The sequence below is a fragment of the Flavobacterium sp. MDT1-60 genome (assembly GCF_014844035.1).
Lineage (GTDB): Bacteria > Bacteroidota > Bacteroidia > Flavobacteriales > Flavobacteriaceae > Flavobacterium.
In genome coordinates this window covers 5,263,362-5,287,797 of sequence record NZ_CP062159.1, presented here as the reverse complement: position 1 = coordinate 5,287,797, position 24,436 = coordinate 5,263,362, and the positions used below count along the sequence as shown (strand labels likewise).

Below are 24,436 nucleotides of genomic sequence, written 5' to 3'. Positions count from 1 at the left end.
AGAACAATTTGTTATGAACCAAGTATGTATTTCAAATTAACTTCGATTTCGTCGTTGATATAACTTTCTTCCAAAAGTGAATCAGATAACAGCTTTTTGTTTTCCTGCAGTTTGATTATTTTTTCTTCTACTGTATTTTTCGAAATAAAGCGAATTACATTTACCTTATTTAATTGTCCGATTCGGTGCGCCCTTCCAACTCCTTGTTTTTCTGCAAAAGGATTCCACCACGGATCTAAAAATAAAACATAAGAAGCCTTGGTAATATTCAAACCAACGCCACCTGCTTTAAGTGAAATAAAAAATAACAAAGGCTCTTCTTTTTCCTGAAATAGTTTTACCTGATGTTCTCTTTTACTGGCAGGAGTTTCGCCTGTAATTTCACAATATCCTATTTTATTTTCCTTGCACCAAGTAGTGTAAAAATTCAAATTAGTAACAAAGGAGCTGAAAATAATAGTCTTTTGTTTTCCTTTTACTAAATTTTCCAGATAATTAGTAACTGCAATGTATTTTCCCGAATCAATTTCAGACTCATGATCGATCATTTTTGGATGATTGCTCAACTGTCTCAACTTCATCAAAGTGTTGATAATGCTAATTTTATCAGGACTGGTTCCATCAGTTTTTAATAAAAAATTACGAGCTTTTGACTTTTCTTTCTCATATAATTTTTCCTGTTCAGGATCCATATCGCAATAATAAATCTGCTCTGTCAATTCCGGTAAATCCTTTAAAACCTGTTCTTTTGTTCGTCTTAAAATATAAGGCTGAACCAGATTTTTTAATTCAGCTAAACTATTTTCGTCTTGCTTTTTCTCAATCGGAATTTTAAAATTTTCTGCAAAAAAAGCATAAGTCCCCAAAATATCGGGATTTATAAACTGCATTTGAGACCATAAATCTTCCAGCGAATTTTCGATAGGGGTACCGCTTAGTGCGATTTTATGAGCTGTATTTATTTTATTGATGGCTTTAAAAATCTTAGAATTTTTATTTTTAATGTATTGGCTTTCGTCCAAAATTAAATATCGGAAATTATATTTTTCTAAAATTGAAATATCACGATGAACAATACTGTAGCTGGTAAAAATTAAATCTGTTGATGCTAATCTATTTGTTAACAGTTTTCTGTCGTTACCAATATATTGCATTTTTGAAAAATGCGGTGTAAATTTTGAAGACTCGTTATACCAGTTAAAAACCAATGATGAAGGCAAAACAATCAGGGTTTTTAGAGGCTCTCTTTCAATAGTCGTTTCATTTTGAAACAAATCAAAATTCGTGGTTTTAGTCGTAAATCCTAATTGTTCCTGCACAGCAACCAGAACGGCTAAAGTTTGTAATGTCTTTCCGAGTCCCATATCATCAGCGAGACAAGCACCTAAGTTGGAGTTGAAATGACCTAAAAGCCATTTTACACCCTCAATTTGGTATGGTCTCAAAGTTGCTTTCAGTAAATCAGAAGGGGTATATTCTGCTTTTTGGATTACATCATTTTTAATTTCCGAAATAGTGTCTAAAGCAGTGAAATTACTTTTACGCAAAAGAAGATTTTCATTTTCTGTTTTGGCTAATTTGGCCAGCGAACTGTATTTGCTGAGCCATTCTAGCGGAATCAGGAAATAGTTTCCATCAGGCAATAAAAAGAGTCTTTCTTTGCTTTTTATATTCGGAATGATTTCGCTGAAATTGATGGTAAAAACTCCAATCGTAATCATTATTTTGATGTCAAACCAATCTTCTTTTGTTTCTTCTTTTGAAGCTAAGACAGTATGACTTTCTGTAATGATTTCTTTGCTTTCCAGTTTCAGATTTTGGATGGTAAAACCTAAGTTTTCAAGCTCTTCTTTATGGTCAATAACAAATTGGATATTAGCGTAAGGATCGTGCGTTTCGGCATCTGAATTCGATCCGAATAATTCGTTTTTGATTTTTATCAAACTAAGTTGTAGCAATTTATCTGTATATAAACTTTCGTCAGAACTTCGTTTAAACTGAATTATTTTAGGTTCATTGGCAACGCTGAAATCCACAAACGAATGTGTCTTTTTGGTTTTACTGGCATCAAATGAATATCCATTATAATCAAAATAAAGGTTGAGATAATAACAGTTTTTGAAGAAATCATAAACAGGCTGAATCGTACAGGAAACTATTTTGTCACGAAGTTCAATTTCAAAGCCTGTAGCTTGAATGTCGATTTTTTTAGCTATTTCAGGAATAAAACTTTTAAAGTAATCATCAACTAATTTTGAAGGTATTTCGATCGATTTTTTCTTTAGAAAAGGAGAAAGTTTTTTAGAATTAAGCTCTTTTAATTTTCCTAATTTTTTATCGATAATTAACCAGCCCGGCTCATCCAGCAGCATATCCACGCTACTATTCATTGGTGAAAATGTAGTTTCATTTTCTTTTAAAGAAAGAGTATAGGTAATTCCTTCGGTGTGTTTATCGAATTGAATTTGTGGTTCAAAATACAGTGGACTAATATCAACTTTTGAGCGATAAAAATCCTTTTCAGGTCCGATGTTGATTGACAACGGAAATTGTTCCTGTACAATTAAAGTATAAAAGGAATCTAAATTTAATTTTAAATGCTGACGAATGGCAAAATCAATTTTCGAATCTTTTTGCAAGTCAGCAATTGTCTTGGCCGATTTGATTTTTGCACTGAATTTTTTGAAAATAAAATCAGACTTTAAAGATTCGCAAACCGTCAGTATTTTTTTTGTATTGGAATCTAAATTTTCAAAAATAATTCCGAAACTTTCAAGTATGCTGGCTGTTGCTTTTTTGTCCAGATATTTAATTTCAGTAGTATTCTCAACAATATAAGCAGTTGGAATAAAGGCATTAAGATTTTTGTCAAAACTGATGTCAAAACAAAATTGAAATGATTTTGTAGGTTCCAAGATTTGAGGTTTGGTTTGTATGATTTTGGTTAGGCTTATAAAAGTAAAAAGTTTTCAAAATTGGGCTATTCTGAAAACTTTTTAAATGAACTTATATTACTTATATGGTGGAAAAACTAATTTTCCTGTTTGAAGCAAAGTGGAATAATTTCTCCTTTTGCCAAACAATATTTCTCTACCAATTCTGGTGTAATTTTATTGGTGTAATCTTCTTCGATTACTATGAAACCAATGCTTCTTAATTTGTCAAAATAATCGCGACCATAAATACGAACGTGATCGTATTGACCGAATATTTTAGCACGTTCTTTTTGGTCTGTAATAGAGTCATCAGCAAAAGTAACTTCTCTAGATAAATCCTGTGGGATTTGCAAAACGGCCATTCCACCAGGTTTTAAAACCCGGAATAATTCCTGCATTGCTTTTGTGTCATCCGGAATATGTTCTAAAACGTGATTACACAAAATCACATCATATTCATTGTCTTTAAAAGGCAAATTACATATATCTGCTTTTACATCTGCCAAAGGCGAAAACAAATCGGTTGTAGTATAATCAAGGTTTTTTTGCTTGCGGAATAATTTATAAAAAGCTTGTTCCGGAGCAAAATGAAGAACCTTTTTTGGCGCTGTAAAAAAATCAGTCTGATCGTTTAGATACAGCCAGAGCAAACGGTGTCTTTCTAATGAAAGTGTACTTGGTGAAAGCACATTATTACGTTGTTTTCCATATCCATAAGGCAAAAACGATCTGAAACTTTTCCCATCGATAGGGTCAGTAAATTTGTCTCCTTTTAAAGATAAAGCTAAAATTGGACGAGCCACATAACTCAAACGAATTAATAATGGACGTGGTATTGTATTAAGTACTAATTTGAATAGTTTCTTCACGGTTTAATAGATTTGAACACGAATTTCACAAATTGGCACTAATTAATGTTGTGGTGAAATTTCACGAACCTTTGATTTGGGTTAAAGTATTACTCTTTTATATTTTAAACTGTCTTCACCAAAATTAACCAGTAAACCTAGTTTGTTTTTTGATGCAGCCAGATAATTTAATGTTTGTTTAATTTCGCTACTCGAAAGAGTTGCAATTGCTTTTAGCTCTAAAATGATTTCATTAAAAATCACGAAATCTGCAAAATAGTAACTTGATAATATAATGTCTTTGTAAGCGATATTGTATTTTAATTCTCTACTATAAGGAATTTCATTTCTTTGAAATTCATATTCTAATGCATCACCGTAAACTTTTTCACTATGTCCCTTGCCTAAAATTTTATGGACTTCCATACAAATCCCTATAATTTTATAAGACTCTTCTTTTAAATATAACTCATTCAGCATCATCATAAATCGGTGAAATTTTTAACAATATAGTATTTTCGTGCAAATTTGTGAAATCTGTGTTATAATACTAAAGGCACTTTTCTGAATTCGTCTTCTTCGTTGCTTTCGATTCCTAATGCTTTGTAGATGTATTGAAAAGTCGATAATAATTCTGGTTTTCCATCAATTAGCGCCACATCGTGTTCGAAATGCGCACTTGGTTTTCCGTCAGCAGTTAAGATTGTCCAGCCGTCTTTTAATTGTTTAATGTTTTTGGTTCCCATATTGATCATAGGTTCGATTGCAACGACCATTCCTTCAACGAAAAGTTTTCCACGACCGCGTTTTCCGTAGTTCGGCATTTCTGGTTCTTCGTGCATTTTTTGCCCTACACCATGACCAACTAGTTCACGAACAACGCCGTAACCGTGAGATTCCGTATATTTTTGAATCGCATTTCCAACATCTTCAACGCGATTTCCAGCTTTAAATTCTCTGATACCTACATAAAGAGATTCTTTAGTTACTTTCAAAAGCTTTTTAACTTCCGGAGCAACTTCTCCAATTTCGAAACTATAAGCATGATCACCGTGATATCCGTTTTTGAACGCACCACAATCTACTGAAATAACGTCTCCGCTTTTCAAAGGTGTATTGTTAGGAATTCCGTGTACAACCTGTGCATTTGGACTCATACAAAGAGAATTCGGGAAATCATACAATCCAAGAAAACTTGGTACTGCACCATGATCACGAATAAATTCCTCGGCTAATTTGTCAAGATATAATGTGGTAACTCCTTCTTTAATTTCAGAAGCAATCATTCCTAATGTTTTAGATACGATCAAAGCACTTTCGCGCATTAATTCGATTTCTTCCCTACTTTTTTGGATAATCATATTTTTCAGATTTTCAGTTCGCAAAAGTACAATTTAAATATTATTTTTTTGCCACGAATTTCACGAATTAGCACGAATTCAGTTTTTAGATAAAAACCGAATTCAGAATTTCATTTGTTGAAAATTGCACCAAAATAATTAGTGGAAATTAGTGCAATTCGTGGCAAACCTTTACATGTCATGGATTTCTTTAAAACTAGAAGCTTTTTCAAATTTCTATTTGACAGAAAAACCGTAAATTAGTAATAAAAAGTTTAAATACATGGAAACTTCTACAGATCAGGATATAGTTAAAGTAAAAGCTCTAAAGAAAATGAAGGCAAATGCTTTGTCGCTTTTAGGCATTGCGGTGTTACTGTTTATAATTGCCATTTATTTTAAAATTCCGATGCTTCAGGCATTTAGTGAAGCCGCAATGGTGGGCGGAATTGCTGACTGGTTTGCGGTTGTGGCTTTATTTCGCCATCCGCTTGGAATCCCGATTTGGCATACTGCAATTATTCCAACCAAGAAAAATGAGATAGGAGAAAATTTGGGGAATTTTGTTTCGGAGGAATTTCTGAACCGTGAAAAATTAGAAATTAAATTAGAAGAATTCAACTTTGCAACAAAAGCTTCAGATTGGCTTTCGGAAGTAGAAAATGCCAATAAAATTGCCAATTTGGTTGCTGTAAATATTATTCCGGGCGTTTTAAAAACGATCAAAGATGAAGATATAAAACGATTCATTCAGGTTCAGTTTAAAGAAAAATTAGAAGCAATTAATTTTGGAGATTGGGTAGCACTGGCATTAGAACCTTTGCAAAAAGGAAATGTAAAAGATCAATTGCTAACTAATCTTCTGGAAGTTATGAGTTCAGAATTAGCAAATAATAAAGATCTGATTCGGAAAAAAGTGAAACAATCAACGCCTTTTTTGAGTTTTGGCCTGGCCGATAAAAGCATTTCAGAAGGAATTTTTAAAGGTTTACAAGAGTTTTTAGATGAAGCGAAAAAACCTGAAAGTGAAATCAGAATCAAAATTGATGAATATGTTGCTGATTTTCTGGATAAAGTAAAAAACTCCGAAGAAATGAGAATTAAAATCAATAACTTAATTCTTGGTTTTGCCGGTAAAAAAGAAGTTCAGGATTATATCAACGGAATTTGGGATGAAATAAAACTATCAATTTCAAATGATTTAGAGAAAGGGGATGAATCTTCCATCAAAAATAATATTTCAAGCTTAATTCAACGTTTCGGAAACGGATTAAAACAAGATCCGGTAATGATTGACAAGATTAATAATTTCATCAAAAACGATTTATTATCAGTGCTTCTGAACAATAAAAAAAGTAATTGGAGATTTAATTTCTTCAACCGTAAAAAGCTGGGATGGAAAAGAAGTTTCTGAAAAATTAGAATTAGAAATCGGAAAAGACCTTCAATACATCAGAATTAACGGAACATTAGTGGGAGGCTTAATCGGACTCGTAATTTATGCCGTGGAATGGACGTATCATTATTTTGTAATGTGATTAATTTTATAAACCATATAAGTTATATAAGTAATGCTTTTAAGTGTTCTTTTTAAATGAACTTATATAACTTATATGGTGAAAATCAATAAAACAAAAAAGAGACAAATCCGAAAACTTGTCTCTTTTTCTATTAAAAAAAAGTGGTTTCTATAATAATGAATGACAAGTCATTGCGTTAGGTTGAGGAACTCCCATTAATTCTAAAATAGTTGGGGCAATATCTCCTAAAACACCATTTTGAATGTTTTTCAAATTCTTGTCAACTAAAATAATAGGCACAGGATTCGTTGTGTGAGCTGTATTTGGACTTCCATCAGGATTAATCATTGTTTCACAATTTCCGTGATCGGCAATCACAATTGTAGTATAATCATTGGCAAGAGCTGCTTCAATTACTTGTTTTACACAAGCATCAACTGCTTCACAAGCAAGGATTGCAGCACTCATAATTCCGGTATGACCAACCATATCTCCATTAGCAAAGTTAAGACAAACAAAATCTACTTCGCCTTTGTTTAATTCAGGAACAAGTGCAGTAGTTAGTTCATAGGCGCTCATTTCTGGCTGTAAATCGTAAGTTGCTACTTTAGGAGAATTTCTTAAGATACGAGATTCGCCTTCAAAAGGAGTTTCTCTTCCGCCGGAAAAGAAAAATGTTACGTGCGGATATTTTTCTGTTTCAGCAATACGGATTTGCGTTTTACCCGCTTTCTCTAAAACCTCACCAAGCGTTTCGGTAATATTATCTTTATTATAAACAACTTTTACGTTTTGATATGTTTCGTCGTAGTTGGTAAGCGTTACATAATACAAGTTCAATTTGTGCATGTTTTGCTCGTGGAAATCATGTTGTGAAAGTGCTTCTGTAAGTTCACGGCCTCTGTCAGTTCTGAAATTGAAGAAGATTACAACATCACCTTCAACAATTGTTGCTAGCGGTTTTTGTTCTTCGTCAACCATTACAATAGGTGCAATAAATTCGTCAGTAACATCGTGTGCATAACTGTCAAGAACACTGGCAACTGCACTTTGAGAAGGAATTCCGGTACCGTTAACGACTAAATCGTAAGCTAATTTTACACGCTCCCAACGTTTGTCACGGTCCATTGCATAATAACGACCAATAATTGATGCGATTTTTACCGGAGTATCTTTAATATGCTCTTCTAAGTCGTGAATGTATTTAGCTCCTGATTTTGGATCAACGTCACGTCCGTCTGTAAAAGCATGAATATAAACCTGGTCTAAACCATATTCCTGAGAAGCATCGATCAATCCACGTAAGTGCGAAGTATGAGAGTGAACACCTCCATCAGAAACTAATCCTAAAAAGTGTACTTTTTTATTGTTTTCTTTAGCATATGTAAAAGCATCAACCAAAACTTGTTCTTTGGCTAATGTTTGATGTGCTACGGCTAGGTTAATTTTGGCTAAATCCTGATACACAATTCTTCCGGCACCAAGATTCATATGTCCCACTTCGCTGTTTCCCATCTGACCTTCAGGTAAACCTACGTTTAATCCATCGGTACGAAGTTGAGCGCTTGGGTAATTTTTGTAAAGACTGTTTATAAAAGGAACATTTGCATTGTCTATTGCGGATACTTTAGGGTCAGGAGATTTCCCCCAACCATCTAAAATCATAAGTATTACTTTTTTATTCATCATTTTTGTTTTGCACAAAGATAAGCCATTTCTAAAAACGTGGAAGAAGGAAATGTTACATTTATGTTTAATAAAATGAAGCCTATTAAAAAATATTAATTTAATTGAAGAAGGTCTTATTTTTTAAAATTAATTCACGCTAAGCTCTCTTTCTGAGCTTATTTTTGACAGCATTGTAGTCGATAAAATATTTCACACTGACTGAAAAAATGTGTTTTAAAGCATCATTGTTAAGTAATGCAGTTACATTGCCCTTAAATTCTTTATCGATAATGCGTTCAAAATTGGAAGCGGTATTACGGTATAAAACCGAAACCTGACTTCCCGGGGCAAACCACCATGAATAGGATAAGTCAGCATTCCAGGAATAAAAACTCGAATTTTTGTTCTTAATATATTCAGGGTACGGTGTTAAAGTTCCGTCTTGCTGAAGTTCAAGAATATCTTTGTTTTCAGCATAAGACCAATATTGGCGAAGTGCTAAATTTAAAGTCATCGCACTGTTTAGCGCATATTTTCCGGTAATTGTATTCGAATAGGTAATTACATTTCGATTGGCAAAAACAATAGTTTTCGGAGTGCTTTCATTATCATCATCATCATAACCATCGATATAGCCTTTGTTGTTGTTTTTTCTAAAATAACTAAAAGTATAGACCATTAAAAGTTTATCACTAAAGCGATATCTCGGTCCAATATCAAAGCCATATGCCATTCGTCTATGTTCGTCAGCAATAGCAATTGACGGATTTAGATCTAAAGCAAATTTATGATTGTAATTTGTAGAAATGCTACCCCACGCCTCAACTCTTCTCGGAATAATAACATAACGATTGTCTGCTCTTGGCTCATAATAATCATGAGACACTAAAGGAAAAACTGTGATTCCTCCGCCGTAATAATTATTTTTTACCGTGCTCAGGTTTACATTTGCTTCAATATTATTATCCTGCACTTTTCCGGATTCTTTATTGAATTCTACATACATATTATAGTTTACCTTAAAGCTGTTAAAAAGCTTTGTTGGGTTTAGAATTCTATAATTAGCATTTCCGTAGAAATTGTAATAATTAGTATAAAAGTTAATTCCGAGATCGTTAGGATCGTACCCTTTTGTGACAAAATCGGTACCTACGCTGTAACGGTATTTTCCAGTAGTTTCGGCAAAACCGATAGTGGAGAAGACACCCGTTTTATCTTCAGTTTGATTGATAATACTGTATTTCACATTTCCAGATAAATTATAGGTATTTGCTTTGGTATTTAAATCCCAGGCTAAGCCCGAAACATTGGCATCTCTGTAATGTGCATTTCTTGTAACGTTTGTATTTATAAAGGTCACGGAAGAATTTTTCCGAAAGCGCTGATCTATAACCAAAACATTATAATTAGTCAGGGGTTCAACAACTATTTTTCTTGTGTCTCCTGAAATCGTATCTTTTACAGTGGCAAAAGTTTTTTCGGTAACGGCATTTAAAACTCCAATTCCCAATCCGTTTTTCGTTCTTCCCGAAACCTTCAGAGCATTAATCAGATTCACATTTTGAACAGTTTCAATCACTTCTTCATTATCATTTAATTCAGGATCTATAGAAGGTGCACCTCCAATTCTTCTGGAGTAAAAGATGTTTCCTTTATTAAATAAATCGGTTCCTTCTGTAAAAAAGGCCCTGTTTTCGTTGAATTGCTGTTCGAACGGACTCAAATTCAAAATTTGATCGTCGTATTTTGTTTGCCCAAAGTCAGGAACCAGAATTGCATCCAAAGTAAAGGCGTCTGTAATTCCGTACTTAATGTCCATACCGCCTTTCATTGTTCCGTAGGTTTTTTGACCGTCAGCAGCATTTAAATAATAGGAAGCATACGGCATAAAAAACAATCTGGTAGGAGGTTTGATGTTTTCAATTCCTGTTAATTCACCATTTTGTTGGGTAAATGTTCCTATTTTGGTATTAATTAGTGTCCATGTATATTTCCTGCGTTCTCTTTTTACTTCCCTGAAAAAATTAATTCCCCAGGTTTGCTTATTTTCTGCGGAGAATCGCAAAGCGGCATACGGAATTTTAATCTCCACAATCCAGCCTTTATCGGTTATTTTTGCTTTGCTAATCCAGACAGCATCCCAGGAATAATCTTCTCCAATGACATCTGTCATGATACAATCTCCCTGAACATCGGCTGCTGAAACAAAAAACTCAAAGTTTTGTTGTCCGTCATTAAAGCCGTTGATGAAAACACCAAAAATATCAGCAGTTCCAAAATTATCACGTTGTGAAATCTCTTTTAAAATTTTGTTTGGCTGATCATCATACATCATGGCACCTATGTAAATAGCGTCGTTGTTGTATATAACTTTGATTTCTGTTTTTTGAGATTCAGGAATTGGTTTTCCGTTGTCGGGTTCAAACATGATAAAATCAGAAGCAATCGGGGCATTTTCCCACGCAGTCTCGTCTAGTTTTCCATCAATAATAATAGGTTGCGAGGTAGATTGTGCCTGTAGGGTTTTCTTTTGGCTGTAGCCAAAAGATACACAGAGCAGAAAATAAAGGAAAACTACTTTTTTCATTTTGTATGATGAAGGATGCTTGAGATAATATAGACATTCAAATCTGTTAAATGTTACACTTTAAAAGCTGAAAATTATATCTTTTCAATATTGTAGGTATATCGCTACGCAATAAAAGTTAAAATAATCTCCAAAAATAAGATTTTTACGTCAATATGCCAATATTTTGTTTTTGATCTGTTAAATTTTAAACAAAACGTGCCTGATTTACAGACATTTATTTTGTGTGGAATATTTTTTTTATACTTTTGTCAAACCCAAATTTGTTATTAACCTAAAGAAATTCAATGATTTACAAAATTTATCCACTGCTAGTGTTTTTGTTATTATCTTTTGGTAAAGATTCAACAAGCACTCCCGAAACTAAAAAAGAAGCAACTAAAAGTATCGCCAAAGTTGAAAAACTTACAGTCGAGGCTAAAATTGAAGGTGTATATCATGCCTTGAATCCAAACAATTATCAGTTGCCTGAACTTAGAACTTTTTCTGAAGCCTTAAAAGGATTTTATCTATTAAAGGAAAGAGGAGTTGTTCAAAAAGATATCCTAACATTAATTGATTTCAGTTTGTCATCTAATACCAAGCGTCTTTGGGTAATTGATTTGGCAACAAATACTGTTTTGTTTCAATCTTTGGTTGCTCACGGAAGAAATACTGGTGAAGAATATGCATCTGTTTTTTCAAACAATAATTCATCGAACCAAAGCAGTCTTGGTTTTTATGCTACAGGCGAAATTTATCAGGGAAAACACGGAGTTTCTCTTCGTTTAGATGGTTTGGAAAATGGTGTAAATGATAACGCTCGTGAAAGAGGTGTTGTAATGCATGCTGCTGACTATGTTTCAGAGTCTTTCATCAGAAATAATAAAAGATTAGGTAGAAGCCAGGGTTGTCCTGCAATTCCGTTTGAATTAAGAGACAAAATAATCGAAACTATAAAAAACAAATCGTGTTTGTATATCTACCATCCGTCAAGGAGTTTTGCGATGGAGCAAAAGCTAATTTCTTAATTTAGCATACAAATCCGAATCTAAATTATAAATATCAGCTCTGAAAATGAGCTGATTTTTTTTGCTCCATGCCGTCCAATACCATTGGTATAAAGCGTACTTTTTAATAATTTTGATATAAGTAGTTTTCTTTGAAGCAATAATAGTATCTATTTTCTCTTGCGAATATTTATCAGGATCATTTAAAATGTGTTCCGCCAGTTCTAGCGGATTTTCAATACGAACGCATCCAGAACTCAGTGAACGGTTATTTCTTCCAAAATAATTACGATGGTTGGTGTCGTGCAAATAAACGCTATGATGATTTGGGAATAAAATTTTCATCAATCCCAATGAATTATTATAGCCCGGACTTTGCACATATTTATAATTACCTGGCTTGTTTTCATTCCAGTTACTTGGATCAACTTCATTGCCTGTAGTATCATAAATCGTTATATTTTTATTTTTTAAATAATTACGATTGCGTTTCATCGCAGGAACTACATCTTCTTTTAAAATGGTAGGAGGAACGGTCCAGGTAGGGTTAAAAACAACTGTCTTTAACATCGAAGTAATAATTGGTGTTTTTCTTTTACTGGTTCCAACGACTATATTTCGAGTTAAAGTAGTGTCTTGACTTTCAACAACGTCCAGGCTGTAATTTGGAATGTTGATGATGAAATAATTTTCGGCCAAATCATTACTAAACCATCTCCAACGTTCTAAATTGGCTATTATTTGCTGTTTTCTTTTTTCTTTAGAATAATTTAGTGCGCTTATTGTTCCTTGTCCAATTACCCCATCAGACGCCAAACCATGTCTCTCCTGAAACCTTTTTACCGCTTCAAATGTCTTTCGATTATACGTAGTAGTTAAACTATCTTTTCCGGACATATCGCCCCAAAACAAAAGCCTTTTTTTGATATTAACTAAAGCTTTGTTGCTTTCATTTAAAGATATTTTCTTGGTCAGAGAATCAATAGCAATCATTCCGATATCGTCTTCCGGAAACGTATCAATAATTTCAAGTGCTTTTAAAAGCTGTTTGTAAATGTCTGATTTTGGTTGGATGTTTTCAACAATACTGTCTAATTTGTTTTTATTAAATGCTTTTATCAAAACACTATTGACATCTAGTTTTTTTTCTTGAAGATCCCAGTCCGTGTATAGTTTTTTAGGATCTAGTTTGCCTTTATGCAAATGATTTAGATACAATTCAAAATTATAAGTAAGCAAAATGTCGAAAGTTGCTAATTCTTTATCATTAAGTTTGCTGACTCTCTTTTCGTATTTTTCAAGTACTACAGATTTGTAATCGTCCGGATCCAGACCTAATTTGTCACAATTTTTTAATTGAGACAAAACATAGGTTCTTTTTTTTAGATTTCCCCAAACGGTTTGATTGTTTGAAGAATTATAAAACTCCTGAAGCGTTTTACTTTTAAAAACACCAATTAAAGCAGTATCGATAGAAACTTTTCTTTCATCAGTAAGTATGATCGTTGGGGGTGGGGTTACTTTTACAGGAATAACTTTCGGAGTCTCCTTTTTGCAACTAATAAAAATACATGCGATTATAAGAAAGTAAAGTTTTCTCATTTTATAATTTTTTATACATCAAATAGTGTTCGCCAACATTTTTAATATCAAATGGTTTACCCAGGGGTTGGTATTCCATTTTTTTTGTAAAAGCCTACAGCGGCAGTTCTGGCGTTAAACTAAATCAAATCGACTTTGTTCTCATTGCAGTAGGTTTCACAATGTTTGACTAAAGCCTCTCCAAATTCTTTTTCTGATGCGTTTCTAAAACGGCCATCCTGCGAATTTGTGCTTGATTCTGTTCGGCAAATATAGTATTGATTTTTCCTAGTAGCGAAATAATTCCTATTAAATTTTCATTATCAAAAAGACCAAAATAATATTGTTTCTAAATCCTCTCCCTCGAAGATACAACTTTCTATAAGTTTCCCTTTTCTGAAAACAGGTTGACGAACGATATAAGTTTCTTTTGAAGGTATTTCCTTAATCTGAATCATAATTTATGAAAAATAATTGGCTCTTTAACTTTTTAGTTTTAAATAGGTTATAAGAAAATATTACTTTTAAATCATTTTTTTTGAAAAAAAGCTTGTTTTGAACTGAACTTATTTTTTATATTTGCACCAGTAATGCGAAAGTAGCTCAGTTGGTAGAGCTCCAGCCTTCCAAGCTGGTTGTCGCGAGTTCGAGCCTCGTCTTTCGCTCTAAAAAACCGAAACTTAATTGTTTCGGTTTTTTTATCAAAGTTAAATAATTATTGATTTTTATTTTTTTAAATGATTTAATTATTTATATTTGCACCCTGTTAATGCGAAAGTAGCTCAGTTGGTAGAGCTCCAGCCTTCCAAGCTGGTTGTCGCGAGTTCGAGCCTCGTCTTTCGCTCTTCAAAAATCCTCAAACAATTTGTTTGGGGATTTTTTGTTTTTAGACCGAATGTAAATTCCAAATATTTTAAATTCCAAATTCAAATCTTTGTAACAAAAGTGTTTTTAAAATTGGAATTTGGAATTTAAAAAATTGGAGTTTTTATTTTAAGTTGCTCAAATCGCTTTCCGTTTCTAATTCTGTCGGAATTTCGTTTTGTTTGAACAAACGAGCGGTCAAACTTCCTTTCAAAGTGATTTTGTCGCCTTTTACTTCAAGCCAGCTTCCTTCTCTTAAACCTAAAACTGGGATTGCATTAAAAGCATGAAATTCCTTAATTCTGGTTTCGCGAGTTTCACCCATATGTTTCGATTGTAAATCCGGATCCAGGTAATGTGGATTTAAATTGAAAGGTATTAATCCTAAAGTTTGAAAACTTGGCGGATAAACAATTGGCATATCGTTGGTTGTCTGCATGGATAAACCGCAGATATTGCTTCCTGCGCTGGTTCCTAAATAGGGAGTTCCGTTTTTTACAGTTTCAGAAAGAAGCTGCATGATATTGTGTTTGTATAATTGAGTAACCAGTAAAAAAGTATTTCCACCACCGGTAAATATTCCTTCTGCATTTTTTATGGCATTTTCAGGATTTTCAAACTCATGTATTCCTTTTACAGAAATGTTAATAGTTGCAAATGCCTGTGCTACTTTTTCAGTGTAATCGTTATGTGAGATTCCGCCAGGGCGAGCAAATGGAATAAATAAAATGCTTTTGCATTTTTTAAAATGTACTTGTAAAGTAGGTAATAAATACTCTAAATAACTGCCTTCGTGCAACGTAGAAGTGCTGGCAATAATAATGCTTTTCATAAATTTTGTACTCAGATTGTTTAGGTTAAAGGTATTAAAAACTCTTTTTTTACAAGAAAAAACACGAGTTTAATTAACATATTTTTACCAAGCCGTTAATACTAAATTTGGAACACATTAAGATATTTTTACACTTTTAACTATAATTTAATTTTTTTATTTTGATTAACAAAGTTTTATGCGTTTTGGTTGTTGTTTTGAGTCAGACTGCGTGGTCTCAAAATCAGGATCGTGCTATTGTAAACGGCAAAATCGTTTCGAATACAAATGATTTGGAAGGTGTTTATGTAGTAAACGCGCAAACTGAAGTTATGGTGACTACAGATGCTGAAGGTGCTTTTTCTATCATGGCTAAGCCAGGAGATACACTGGTTTTTTCTTCTATTCAATTTAAAGAAAATCGGGTTTTGTTGACCAGTGAAAACTTTACGGACCTTAATTTTACTGTAAAACTAAGTCTTGTAATGCATCAATTGCAGGAAGTGATTGTAAAACGATACGATAATATCAATGCTGCGGCAATGGGAATTGTTCCGGGAAATCAAAAAACATATACAGAAAGTGAGAGAAAATTACGCACCGCTACCGCGTTAGACGCTACTGCAAGTGCAAGCGGAATGGCAGGTGGCTCGATTTCTGCAGATCCTTTTTTGAATTTTTTATCAGGCAGGACAAAAATGCTTAAAAAAGAACTGGCAGTTGAAAAAAAGGAATTTTTTATGAAGCTTTTAGAGAATATGTTTAGTCTCGATCATTTTGTAAACAGATTAAAGATTCCGAATGAGTATGTGAAAGGCTTCGAGTATTATGCCGTGGAAAATGATAAGTTTACGGTTATTTTAAATTCTAAAAATAAAACTTCAACAGAATTCTTATTAGCTGAATTAGCTGTTAAATACAAAGAAATACTGGCTGGTGAGAACAAATAACACTTTAATAATCCTACTTTTATTAATTGCTCAAATTTCATTTGGACAAACTTCAGGTGCCAAAGAAATTCTGGGGCAGGTATTTGAACAATCGTCTTCCGTTGAAGGTGTGAATATCATCAATAATAATACTCAGGTCACTACTGTTACGGATGAAAACGGAATGTTTTCGATTATGGCGAAAGAAGGAGATGTTTTGGTTTTTTCTTCTGTTAATATGGATCCTTTAAAACGTAGAATTTCTACAGAAGATTTGAATTCTACTTCGATTCAGATCAAAATGACCGCAAAACAAATTGAGCTGAAAGAAGTTGTTGTAAACGACAATGCAGGTATTAATGCTGAAAATCTTGGGATTGTTCCTCATGGGCAAAAGACATATACTCCAGCTGAAAGAAAACTTTATACGGCCAAATCAACTTCGGTAGATAAGTTGCTAAATGCAATGTCGGGGCGAACTTCAATGCTGAAAAAAGAGATAAAAGTAGAGAAAAAGGAGATGCTTTTCAGGAAACTGGAATATCTTTTTGATGAAAATTATTATACAGAAAGATTAAAGATTTCCTTAGAAGATATTAAAGGATTTCAATTATATTGTGTAGAGGATTCTGAATTTGCCGTATCTTTGAATAGTAAAAACAAAACAATGAGTATGTTTTTAATCACTGAATTAGCCAGAAAATATCTTAAAATCCTCGAAAATGAAAAATAGCCTAAGAATACTCGTTTTGTGCCTTTTTTGTCAAATTTCATTCGGACAAAATGCAACAAGGAAATCATTACACGGACAAGTAACAAACACATCGCTTGCTATCGAAAGTGGGTATGTAATGAATATAAATGCCAATGTTAGAACTTTTATTGGTTCTGGCGGATTGTTTGATATTATGGCAAAACCTAAGGATACTTTGCTGTTTACAGGAATGGCATTTCAGTCTAGAAAGATTGTTTTGACAGAAAAAGATTGTGCTCAAATTCTCTTTACTGTTCCGTTAGATTTAGTAAACAATCAACTTAAAGAAGTTTTGGTTCATAAAGATTTAAAAGTAAAAGCACTGGGAGGTGGTTCTCAGGCAATAGTCGATTTGCAGTTTGAAGATGACAAACAGTCGACAGCAAAAAATACTGTAATGTATTCTGATCAAACCATTAAATACGGAACTGATTTTGTCCGAATATTTAAAGATGTTAAGAAACTTTTACGTAAAAATGATGAAGTACAGGAGGAAGTGATAAGTGATATTGCTTTTACGGCTTATGCGAGAGATAATTTTACTCCCGATTTTTTCAATAAAACATTGAATTTAAAAGATGATGAAATAGAGTTGTTTTTAATGTACTGCTCCAATGATCCTGAATCAAAGCGCTATTTAAAACCAGATGATAAATTTCAGTTAATCGATTTTATGATTAACAAGAATAAAGATTTTAAGAATATTACTGTTTCCAAAAATGAAAAATAAATTAATCTACCCCTTAATTGGGGTATTATTTTTATCGCTATCCTCGTTTGCTTTTCACAAATTTTATATGGGTGTTTTTCAGGTGAATTACGCGGCAGAAAAGAAAATGATTCAAATTACATCCCGTATTTTTATTGATGATCTGAATAACGGAATGGAGAAAAAATACCATAAAAAAACCTTCGTCGGAACAGAAAAAGAAACGCCTGAAGATTTAGAATTATTTAAAAAATACCTTTCAGAAAATTTTACAATAAAAGTAAATAGTCAGCCAAAACCAATTACTTTTTTGTCTAAAGAAGTTGAGGCTGGTGATGTATTAGTTTGTTATTCCCGAATAAAAGACATCGATAAATTCAAGACACTTGAAATTTCAAACACTATTTTAGTAGATTGGAATGCTGAACAGCAAAATATTACACATATTTCAGTATTCGGTACTAAAAAGAGTGTTCTCTTTACAGAATCTTCAAGGAAAGAAGTGTTAAAGTATTAATGAATAGATAAAATTATCATTATAATTGTTATTTTCACACCCTGATAAAATTACCTATTGCATTTTATGAAAAAACTTTCATTATTATTAATTTTTCCTGCCTTATTAATGGCTCAGGAAAAAAATACCACAGTTGCCCCAAAACAACAAGGTAAGTACGATACCAACAAATTCAGTCAAATGTACGATTTGCTGGCAACACCAAATATGTTTCGTACGGCGTCCGGAGCACCAGGTCCGGCGTATTACCAACAACAGGCAGACTATAAAATCGATATCGAATTAGACGATAAAAATTCAAAATTAACAGGTTCTGAAGTGATTACGTATTCAAACAATTCTCCGGATAGTTTAGAATATTTATGGATTCAGTTAGATCAAAATCAGGCTAAAGCAAATACTCAGACACCATTGGCTGAGAGCGAAAAAATCAATCAGGTATTGCCGTTGGATGGTTTTTCAAGCAAATATCTGAAGAAAGATCTAGAGCGTGGTTTCAACATTGAGCAGGTAAAAGATGCGAAAGGAAGCCCGATGTCTTATACGATCAATGAAACAATGATGCGTATTAATCTGGCTACTCCTTTAAAACCAGGTGAAAAAATTTCATTGGCTATAAAATGGTGGTACAACATCAATAATTATAGAAAAGAAGGCGGGCGTTCAGGGTATGAATTATTCGAAAAAGGCGGAAATAAATTATATGTGATTGCGCAATTCTATCCAAGAATGGCGGTTTATAATGATGTTGAAGGATGGCAAAATATGCAATTCTGGGGAAGCGGAGAGTTTGCTCTTCCTTTCGGAAACTTCGATGTAAACATTACGGTTCCTGCAGATCATGTTATTGATGCAACAGGAGAATTAACAAACAGAGCTGAAGTTTTTACTGCAGAACAGGTAAAACGTTACGAACAGGCTCAAAAATCATTTGATAAACCTGTTGTAATTGTTACGCAGGCTGAAGCTGAAGCTGCTGAAAAAGGTTTCTCTGAAAAGAAAAAAACATGGAAATTTAGTGCTAAAAATGTACGTGATTTCGGAATCGCTTCTTCAAGAAAATTCATTTACGATGCAATGGCTGTGAAATTGGGTGGTAAAATCGTTATGGCAGAATCTGTTTATCCTAAAGAAGCAAATCCGCTTTGGGGAGAAACTTCTACAATGACAGTAGCGCATACCTTAAAAAGCTATTCATCTCATACTTTTGATTATCCTTATCCAAAAGCGGTTTCAGTTTCGGCAGAAGATCAGGGAATGGAATACCCAATGATTTGTTGGAATTTTGGTCGTCCTGATGAAAATGGAGTGACGAGCAAAGAAGTTAAAAACGGAATGATTGGTGTTGTAATTCACGAAGTAGGACATACTTTCTTCCCAATGATTGTAAATTCAGACGAACGTCAATGGACTTGGATGGATGAAGGATTAAATTCATTTTTAGAATATTTGGCTGAACAGGAATTAGATCCAACTTTCCCTTCAAGACGCGGACCAGCAAAAAACATTGTTCCTTATATGAGTGGGGATCAAAAGTTTTTAGAGCCAATTATGTCTAACTCTGAAACAATTGCGCAATTTGGCAATAATGCGTACGGAAAACCGGCTACAGGTCTTAATATCCTGAGAGAAGTAGTAATGGGAAGAGAATTATTCGATTATGCTTTTAGAACTTATGCCAACAGATGGAAATTCAAGCATCCAACTCCTGAAGATTTCTTCAGAACAATGGAAGATGCATCTGCAGTAGATCTAGATTGGTTTTTCAGAGGATGGTTTTACTCCACTGATTTTGTAGATATCGGAATTAAAGAGGTAAAACAATATTACGTTTCAGATACTCCAACAGCTGATTTAAAAGATGTAAAAGTGAAAAAAGGACGTTTCGGTTTTGATAAAGGACCATTCGTTTATTTAGTTGCAAGTGATAATGCAGAAGTTAACGCTTCAAAGAAAAAAGCTTTGAAAGTTGACGACGTAAAATTATTGGCTGATTATGTAAATCAAAGTTTTACTGCTGAAGAAAAAGCAGGTTTAAAATCACCTAAATATTTCTACGAAGTTGAGTTTAATAAACCTGGCGGAATGATTATGCCAATTTTGGTTGAGATCACTTATGAAGATGGTTCAAAACAAAACTTCCAGTATCCGGCTCAAATCTGGAGAAAAAATAATGATACGGCTAAGAAAGTTTATGCAACTGAAAAAGCAATCAAAAGCATTCAGATAGATCCAAAATTGATGACTGCTGATATTGATGTAACCAATAACTCTTGGCCAAAAACTGACGAAAAATCAAAATTTGATTAAGAATAAAACTAAAAAAGACTCTGAAAAGAGCTACCGTCTGGACACAAATATTTTTTTTAATTATATTTGAGAAAAAGTGCAGACTAGATATTTTGAAAATTTAAAAGACAAGCGATTGTTGAATAGAGGTAATTCTATTCTCAATCGCTTGTTTGCTAATAGTATTTATTCGATAAGACAATTAGCAGAAAGTGACGCTGAAGCCAAAGCGATTTACCGATTTTTGCAAAATGATAATGTCAGTGAGGCTGATATTATAAAGAACATGTCTCTTAATTGTGTAAGCTGCGTTGAAGATAAATCTGTTTTGTGTATTCAGGACAGTAGTGAAATAAACCTTTATAATCACAGAAACAGGATCAAAAAGGATGAGTCAATTGGACTGACCAATGCTTCTGTTGGTGGACTTGGCTTTTTTATTCATCCGAGTTTTATCATAGATGCAGATACTTTAATGCCATATGGTTTTTCAGATGTGAAAATATGGAATAGAAGTCATGAACTGCCACCTAAAATGAAGACCAATACTCACAATCGTATACCCATTGAAGAAAAAGAGTCTTACAGATGGATCGATTCTTCTCTTGAAACTAAGAAAAGACTAAGTAAAGCAAAAGAAATAATCATTATTCAGGACAGAGAGGGAGATATTTTTGAACAATTTTGCCTTGTCCCAGACAGTAAAACACATTTATTGATTAGATCCCGATTTAATCGATTGTTGGGTAATAAAATCAAACTTTTCGATCATCTAAGTTCTCAGCCGCTTCAAGGGATGTACACAATTGAACTAGAAGGAGACAAAAGGAGAAATATCCAGAAAAGAACAGCTACTATAGAAGTACGCTTTTCAGAAATAACAATAGGCAAACATCAATATTCAGGTAAACATCTTCCTGATAAAATCAAGCTTTACGCTATTGAGGCAAAAGAGGTTGGAGAAAACATTGAAAACCCAATACTTTGGAGATTACTAACGACAAAGAAAGTTGAAGATCTGCAAACTGCATTACTTTGTATCCAATGGTATACCTACAGGTGGACTATCGAAGAAGTATTTAGAATTTTAAAGAAAGAGGGCTTCAACATAGAAGCTAGCGAATTATCCCAAGGCAAAGCAGTTCGTAAACTATGTCTTTTGATGCTGGAGACTATTATAAAGCTCTTTATTATGCAAATCGCCTATGGCTGCGAAGAAGAGACTGAACCCAGAAGCTGTTTTTCAGAGCAAGAAATGGAATGTTTAGAATTGCAAATCACACAATTAGAGGGTAAAACAGAAAAACTAAAAAACCCATATAAATCGTCAGATTTGAAACGATATATATGGGCTATTGCTAGATTAGGAGGATGGAAAGGTTATCTTTCAGAAAGAAAACCAGGCATCACAACCTTTTGGATTGGCCTGCAAAAATTCAATTCAGTCATGCAAGGTTGGATACTCTTTAGAGATGTGTCCAGACGGTAGCTCTGAAAAGAGTCTTTTTTTTTTAAGTAAATTTTAAAACAGTCGGCTGCAAAATTTAATATCTTTGTGGCACACAAAAATAAAAGTTATGTTTGGTATAGGAGGAGGAGAATTAGTTTTTATATTGTTTATCGTACTAATGCTTTTTGGTTCTGATAAAGTGCCTGAAATTGCTCGTACAATGGGTAAAGCTATGGCGCAATTAAAAAACGCAACCAACGACATTAAAAGTGAAATTCAAAAAGGAGCAGAGGCAAATGGTTTTGATACAAAATCTTTAACGGATATCACAGGAAATATTAACGCACAAATTAACGATGCAAAATCAAACCTTTTACGTGATACTACCAGTTTATCAGGTAATTTATTAGGCGATACTGCAACAGAAATAGACAAAGTAAAAGAAGACATCGATTCAATTTCCGGACCTGTAAAACGCCAAATGTAATATGCTTGAAAAAATACAAGAATTAGATACCAATCTCTTTGTGTATCTTAATGGTTTAGGTTCTGAAACATACGATAAACTTTGGCTGATTATCACCAATCAACTGTATTGGACACCATTTTTTTTATTCCTGTTTTTTCTTATTTATAAAAAAATAGGTATAAAACAAACTTTATATATTCTTCTTTTCATTGCAGTTTTAATTGCTTTTACAGATCAGATGACTAATTTGTTCAAACATACTTTCGAACGTTTACGCCCATGTAATAATCCAGAAATAAATTCATTTATTCGTGTTGTGCAGGTTCGTACATCTTATAGTTTTTTCTCAGGTCATGCGGCTAACACAATGGCTGTTGCAACCTTTTTATTCCTGATTTTAAAACGCCATTTCAAATATTTAGGATTCTTGTTTTTATGGCCGTTAATCTTCGCTTATAGCCGAATTTATTTAGGATTACATTATCCTGGAGACATTCTTACCGGTTATTTCTTCGGAGCACTTTTCGGATCTTTACTTTATTTGGTTTATCGAAAACTAAAACCTTTATATTTTCCGGGATAATTTTCAGGAGCTATTTCCAGCCATCCGCTGTATCTTTTACGTCCGCCGTGGCGGACACAAAAGGATTTTCCCTTCAATCCGGGCTAGGGCACCTATTTTCAAAAGAAAGTTTAGTTATTAAGGATCGTTTTCTCGCTCCATTCTAATCCATCAGGAAGAATTTGATTGCTAAATTCAATATGAATAACTCTTCGTCTTTCGTTATTAGTCGTTTTGTTTGAAGCATGAAAAAGCAGAGGTTTCATAATCATGATTCCACCCTTCTCAACTTCGCAAATAGTTTCATTTTCAATCTGTAGATTCTCAACTCTAAAAATTCCTTTTGAATGCGAATTGTTAATGACTTTTAGAGCACCGTTATCTTTTGTGGTGTTATCAAGATGTATTCTAATAGTGAAATTATTTTCCAGAATTTTTGTTGGAGGCTGAACCGCAAACTGATTTTGTTTTATAGTCCAGTTTTCGAAGTTTTCGATTTCAATTTTCTTATCAACCGAAATCGTTAAATCCTGGTGATAAGCCACAAACCAATTTGATTTTTCCGGTTTATCGAAATAAATAGACTTGGTTATGAAATAGCCTTCTCCGAAATTATATTTGAGAATATTGTTTAAATTTTGATTGAAAATATGAGGAAGAGTTTCGGGGATTTCTTTATGAAATTGTCTAATAGCGAACAAATCCTGAGATTTTCTGAATGTTGCATTGTCACTATCATTTTTGGTTAGATTTTCAATTAAGGAAATCAATTTTTCAATTTCATTTTCAGTATAAACTTTATTTATAATTGTAAAACCTTCAGTATTTATTTCGTTTAAACAATTCATTTGAAATCAAATTTTATATAATTACAGATTCTAGAAAAAAAACTCAGAACCTCAGTATCTTAGAGCCTTAGCAACTTTTTTTAAAGAACCCTGCTCACAGTAAGCCCATCACGAATTGGCAACAAAACCGTCTCTACTCTTGGATCATTTTTCAAAAGTAAATTATATTCTAAAAGCACTTTTGTACTAACATCATTCGGGTGAACTGGTTCGAGGATTTTTCCACTCCATAAAACATTATCAGATAAAATAATACCGCCTTTATTCATCTTTGGAACAATCATTTTCCAATAATTTAAGTAGTTTTCTTTATCGGCATCAATAAAAACCAAATCAAATTTCACATCCAGAGTCGGAATAATGTCAATTGCTTCTCCTAAGTGCTGAAAAATTTGTTTTCCCCAAGGGGAGGCATCAAAATATTTACGCTGAAAATCAATTAATTCTTCTTTAATATCTATTGTATGCAATTGACCATTTTCCTGCATTCCTTCACACAAACACAAAGCGGCATAACCCGTATAAGTTCCGATTTCCAGAATATTTACCGGACGAATTAATTTGGATAACATGCTTAAAACTCTTCCTTGAAAATGTCCGCTCAACATTCTTGGTAAAAGAATTTTCTGATACGTTTCTTTGTTCAGTTTTGCTAACAATTCTGGTTCGTTTTCAGAATGCTGTTCGATATAATCTTCTAAGTCTTGTGAAATAAAATGCATGTTGTAGTATCTTCTAATTTAAAGCAAAAATACAAAAAATATT

The 24,436-nt window shown here is 33.2% G+C and carries 19 protein-coding genes, 2 tRNA genes and 1 pseudogene; 12 read left to right on the top strand and 10 right to left on the bottom strand.

From position 1 onward, the window contains the following. Positions 1 to 11: 11 nt before the first annotated feature. From IHE43_RS22165 to map, 4 genes are all read right to left on the bottom strand, one after another. A complete protein-coding gene (locus IHE43_RS22165) occupies positions 12 to 2,915 on the bottom strand; it encodes a DEAD/DEAH box helicase (protein WP_192185904.1) in 2,904 nt (967 codons plus the stop codon). 116 nt (positions 2,916 to 3,031) lie between these two features. Continuing rightward, positions 3,032 to 3,805 carry a class I SAM-dependent methyltransferase gene (locus IHE43_RS22160; protein ID WP_192185903.1) on the bottom strand — a complete coding sequence of 258 codons (774 nt, stop codon included), beginning with the start codon at positions 3,803 to 3,805 and terminating at the stop codon, positions 3,032 to 3,034. A gap of 81 nt (positions 3,806 to 3,886) precedes the next feature. Beyond that, positions 3,887 to 4,261, bottom strand: coding sequence for a GxxExxY protein (locus IHE43_RS22155; RefSeq protein WP_192188274.1), 375 nt, complete (start codon positions 4,259 to 4,261; stop codon positions 3,887 to 3,889). Between the two features lie 65 nt (positions 4,262 to 4,326). After that, a complete protein-coding gene (gene map / locus IHE43_RS22150) occupies positions 4,327 to 5,145 on the bottom strand; it encodes a type I methionyl aminopeptidase (protein ID WP_192185902.1) in 819 nt (272 codons plus the stop codon). Between the two features lie 262 nt (positions 5,146 to 5,407). Here map and IHE43_RS22145 point away from each other — a divergent pair. Next, positions 5,408 to 6,662: pseudogene (locus IHE43_RS22145) on the top strand (DUF445 domain-containing protein). Positions 6,663 to 6,812: 150 nt separating this feature from the next. Here the strand turns inward: IHE43_RS22145 and gpmI are convergent. Together gpmI and IHE43_RS22135 are read right to left on the bottom strand one after the other, a co-directional pair. Beyond that, complete coding sequence (gpmI, locus tag IHE43_RS22140) at positions 6,813 to 8,330, bottom strand: 2,3-bisphosphoglycerate-independent phosphoglycerate mutase (protein ID WP_192188273.1); 1,518 nt, start codon at positions 8,328 to 8,330, stop codon at positions 6,813 to 6,815. A 139-nt stretch (positions 8,331 to 8,469) separates the two neighbouring features. Continuing rightward, a complete protein-coding gene (locus tag IHE43_RS22135) occupies positions 8,470 to 10,899 on the bottom strand; it encodes a DUF5916 domain-containing protein (protein WP_192185901.1) in 2,430 nt (809 codons plus the stop codon). A gap of 287 nt (positions 10,900 to 11,186) precedes the next feature. On the opposite strand from IHE43_RS22135, the gene IHE43_RS22130 reads away from it, so the two are divergent. Continuing rightward, positions 11,187 to 11,909, top strand: coding sequence for a murein L,D-transpeptidase catalytic domain family protein (locus IHE43_RS22130; protein ID WP_192185900.1), 723 nt, complete (start codon positions 11,187 to 11,189; stop codon positions 11,907 to 11,909). Here IHE43_RS22130 and IHE43_RS22125 read toward each other — a convergent pair. Further along, positions 11,898 to 13,490 (bottom strand): murein L,D-transpeptidase, encoded by a 1,593-nt coding sequence (locus IHE43_RS22125; protein WP_192185899.1) that lies wholly within the window; start codon positions 13,488 to 13,490, stop codon positions 11,898 to 11,900. The two genes, IHE43_RS22130 and IHE43_RS22125, sit on opposite strands and share 12 nt — an antisense overlap. Before the next feature lie 571 nt (positions 13,491 to 14,061). Here IHE43_RS22125 and IHE43_RS22120 point away from each other — a divergent pair. Next, positions 14,062 to 14,134: transfer RNA gene (locus IHE43_RS22120), tRNA-Gly, on the top strand. Positions 14,135 to 14,240: 106 nt separating this feature from the next. After that, positions 14,241 to 14,313, top strand: a tRNA-Gly gene (locus tag IHE43_RS22115). 144 nt (positions 14,314 to 14,457) lie between these two features. On the opposite strand, the gene pepE is transcribed toward IHE43_RS22115, so the two are convergent. Further along, positions 14,458 to 15,165, bottom strand: a complete 708-nt coding sequence (gene pepE / locus IHE43_RS22110; RefSeq protein ID WP_192185898.1) for a dipeptidase PepE — start codon at positions 15,163 to 15,165, stop codon at positions 14,458 to 14,460. 161 nt (positions 15,166 to 15,326) lie between these two features. On the opposite strand from pepE, the gene IHE43_RS22105 reads away from it, so the two are divergent. The 8 genes from IHE43_RS22105 (at position 15,327) to IHE43_RS22070 (ending at position 22,844) form a co-directional block, all read left to right on the top strand. Then, positions 15,327 to 16,094 (top strand): carboxypeptidase-like regulatory domain-containing protein, encoded by a 768-nt coding sequence (locus IHE43_RS22105; protein WP_192185897.1) that lies wholly within the window; start codon positions 15,327 to 15,329, stop codon positions 16,092 to 16,094. Beyond that, positions 16,081 to 16,806 (top strand): carboxypeptidase-like regulatory domain-containing protein, encoded by a 726-nt coding sequence (locus tag IHE43_RS22100; protein WP_192185896.1) that lies wholly within the window; start codon positions 16,081 to 16,083, stop codon positions 16,804 to 16,806. Before IHE43_RS22105 ends, IHE43_RS22100 begins: the two co-directional genes overlap by 14 nt. Continuing rightward, positions 16,796 to 17,557: a hypothetical protein gene (locus IHE43_RS22095; RefSeq protein WP_192185895.1), complete on the top strand. Its 762-nt coding sequence runs from the start codon at positions 16,796 to 16,798 to the stop codon at positions 17,555 to 17,557. The genes IHE43_RS22100 and IHE43_RS22095 overlap by 11 nt, the downstream gene beginning before the upstream one ends. Next, positions 17,547 to 18,053, top strand: coding sequence for a DUF6702 family protein (locus tag IHE43_RS22090; RefSeq protein WP_192185894.1), 507 nt, complete (start codon positions 17,547 to 17,549; stop codon positions 18,051 to 18,053). Before IHE43_RS22095 ends, IHE43_RS22090 begins: the two co-directional genes overlap by 11 nt. A 66-nt stretch (positions 18,054 to 18,119) precedes the next feature. After that, positions 18,120 to 20,363, top strand: coding sequence for a M1 family metallopeptidase (locus IHE43_RS22085; protein ID WP_192185893.1), 2,244 nt, complete (start codon positions 18,120 to 18,122; stop codon positions 20,361 to 20,363). Between the two features lie 76 nt (positions 20,364 to 20,439). Then, entirely contained in the window at positions 20,440 to 21,831 is a 1,392-nt protein-coding gene (locus IHE43_RS22080; RefSeq protein ID WP_225585084.1) for an IS4 family transposase, read from the top strand. Positions 21,832 to 21,919: 88 nt separating this feature from the next. After that, entirely contained in the window at positions 21,920 to 22,279 is a 360-nt protein-coding gene (locus tag IHE43_RS22075; protein ID WP_192185892.1) for a twin-arginine translocase TatA/TatE family subunit, read from the top strand. A gap of 1 nt (position 22,280) precedes the next feature. Further along, positions 22,281 to 22,844 (top strand): phosphatase PAP2 family protein, encoded by a 564-nt coding sequence (locus IHE43_RS22070; RefSeq protein WP_192185891.1) that lies wholly within the window; start codon positions 22,281 to 22,283, stop codon positions 22,842 to 22,844. A gap of 110 nt (positions 22,845 to 22,954) precedes the next feature. Here IHE43_RS22070 and IHE43_RS22065 read toward each other — a convergent pair whose 3' ends face one another. Next, positions 22,955 to 23,671: a phytanoyl-CoA dioxygenase family protein gene (locus IHE43_RS22065; protein WP_192185890.1), complete on the bottom strand. Its 717-nt coding sequence runs from the start codon at positions 23,669 to 23,671 to the stop codon at positions 22,955 to 22,957. An 80-nt stretch (positions 23,672 to 23,751) separates the two neighbouring features. Continuing rightward, entirely contained in the window at positions 23,752 to 24,393 is a 642-nt protein-coding gene (locus IHE43_RS22060) for an O-methyltransferase (RefSeq protein ID WP_192185889.1), read from the bottom strand. Positions 24,394 to 24,436: the final 43 nt, after the last annotated feature.